The organism is Shigella sp. FC1967 (assembly GCF_001743005.1).
In the GTDB taxonomy this organism is placed as follows: Bacteria; Pseudomonadota; Gammaproteobacteria; order Enterobacterales; family Enterobacteriaceae; genus Proteus.
This window is the reverse complement of sequence record NZ_MIIZ01000938.1, coordinates 1-1,740: the sequence shown is the minus strand read 5'-3', so window position 1 is coordinate 1,740 and position 1,740 is coordinate 1. Positions and strand designations below refer to the sequence as shown.

Sequence of the window (1,740 nt, the reverse complement as noted above, 5' to 3'; positions counted from 1 at the left end):
AATCCTGACACTCTTTCTGAATTGGAAAAGGCGGTAAATGCCTTTGCCACAGCTAACTAATTGGAGACATTATGTCTGATACAAATGAATTATTAAAAAGTCTATCGGCAAAAATTGAAGAAGCCAACGGCAAATTTAATGCTAAAGCCGAAGAAGCCTTAAAAGAAGCGCAAAAAGTCGGTAGTTTAAGCACTGAAACTAAAGCCGCAGTCGATAAGATGGCAACCGAACTGAATGCATTGCGTGAATCTGAAAAAAACACTCAAAGCTTCATTAGGTGAATTAGAGCAACATGTCGCACAAATGCCGTTGAATAATGCGGTTCAGGCAGCCAAAACAATTGGCCAGCAAGTCATTTCTGCAGATGTACTGAAAGAAATTAACTCTAGTATTCAATCAAGTAAGCGCATTTCTATTCCAGTGCAAGCCGCATTAACTTCAACCGGTGTGGCTGAAGGTGTTGTTGAGCCTCAACGTTTACCTGGTATTGATGTTGCGCCAAAACAGCGTTTATTTATCCGTGATCTGATTGCGCCGGGCAAAACCACTTCACCGGCTATTTTCTGGGTTCAGCAGACGGGCTTTACGAATAAAGCTTCTGTGGTACCAGAAAATACCGCTAAGCCTTACAGCGATATTGAGTTTGCAACCAAAATCACTCCTGTAACCACTATTGCTCATATGTTCAAGGCCTCTAAACAAATCTTAGATGACTTTGCACAACTGCAGTCTTTAGTCGATGCTGAAATGCGTTATGGTTTGAAGTTTGTTGAAGAGCAAGAAATCTTGTTTGGTGACGGCTCTGGTGCTCACTTACATGGCATCATTCCTCAAGCCTCTAAATATAAACCTGAATTTAGCGTCGAAAAGCAAAGTGGCATTGATGATTTACGCCTTGCGATGCTACAAGCGCAATTAGCTCGACTGCCTGCCACAGGGCATGTTTTGCATTTTATCGATTGGGCGAAAATTGAATTAACCAAAGACTCATTAGGGCGTTACATTCTTGCCAACCCATCTGCATTAATTGGCCCAACTTTATGGGGTCTACCTGTTGTTGCTACTGAATCAACGGCCTTTAAAGGCAAATTCTTAACAGGGGCATTTAACGCGGGTGCGCAGTTATTCGATCGTGAAGAAACCAATGTGGTGATTTCTACGGAAAACACTGACGATTTTGAGAAAAACATGATCTCAATTCGTTGCGAGGAGCGTTTGGCGTTAGCAGTAAAACGTCCGGAAGCCTTTGTTTACGGTGATTTCACCGTGCCTACATCAGGGGAATAATCGATAGAGCGGTCTTCATGACCGCTTTTTCTTTGGGGGCAACATGAATCTAATTATATTACGAGCCATTTATTTTGGTGGTGTCGTTGTTACTGAGGGGAAAGAGATTGAAACCTTAGAACAACATGGTCGTGAGTTAATTCAAAAAGGGTATGCAAAAGAAAAGGAAGTTGTACATCCTGCTATTGAGCCTGAGCCTGAGCCTGAGCCTGAGCCTGAGCCTGAGCCTGAGCCTAAAAAAAACACCAAGGCTAAAAAGGAGGAATAATGCTTTCTCTGGAATTAGTAAAACAACATTGCAATATTGATCCTGATTTTACGGATGATGATAAATTGCTCGCTCTTTACACCAAATCTGCAGTGAAGTTTGTCGAGAACTACACTCGCAGGACGCTTTATGAAAAGGAAGTATCGGAAGGATACCAAGAAGATGCCGATCATCTATTACTGACA

General features: G+C 42.1%; 2 protein-coding genes and 1 pseudogene. All 3 read left to right on the top strand.

What is annotated here, in order from left to right; all coding sequences use genetic code 11:
- Positions 1–71 precede the first annotated feature (71 nt).
- Positions 72–1,287 (top strand): annotated as a pseudogene (locus tag BHE89_RS16190) (phage major capsid protein).
- A gap of 43 nt (positions 1,288–1,330) precedes the next feature.
- Positions 1,331–1,555: a DUF7210 family protein gene (locus BHE89_RS16185; protein ID WP_069367007.1), complete on the top strand. Its 225-nt coding sequence runs from the start codon at positions 1,331–1,333 to the stop codon at positions 1,553–1,555.
- Positions 1,555–1,740, top strand: a 186-nt coding sequence (locus tag BHE89_RS16180) for a head-tail connector protein (RefSeq protein ID WP_141008318.1), incomplete at its 3' end; no start/stop codon positions are given. The genes BHE89_RS16185 and BHE89_RS16180, both read left to right, overlap by 1 nt.